Below are 348 nucleotides of genomic sequence, written 5' to 3' on the forward strand. Positions count from 1 at the left end.
GTCACTTATTGACATAGCTTCTTCTTGATCGTGAGTAACAAAAACAGTAGTAATACCCAATGATTTTTGAATTTCTCTAATTCATTGGCGAGTTGAAATTCTTAATTTGGCATCAAGATTCGATAATGGTTCATCCATTAGCAAAATTTTAGGTTTTTTAACAATAGCACGGGCTATGGCCACACGTTGTTGTTGACCGCCTGATAATCTTGTTGGTTTCTTTTGTAAAATTGGCAAAATTTCAACTTTATTTGCAACTTCTAAGACTTCATTATGAATTGCTTTTTTAAGAGAAATAATGTTTTTACTATATTCCAAAATTTGTTTACGTTCTTCATCAGAAAAATC

General features: G+C 31.0%; 1 protein-coding gene. It reads right to left on the reverse strand.

Translation table 11 applies throughout. From position 1 onward, the window contains the following. Window positions 1–81: 81 nt before the first annotated feature. The coding region (locus tag AABA78_RS39050) for an ATP-binding cassette domain-containing protein (protein ID WP_370469513.1) at window positions 82–348 on the reverse strand (267 nt) is incomplete at its 5' end.

This window comes from Corallococcus caeni, from assembly GCF_036245865.1.
In the GTDB taxonomy this organism is placed as follows: Bacteria; Myxococcota; Myxococcia; order Myxococcales; family Myxococcaceae; genus Corallococcus; species Corallococcus caeni.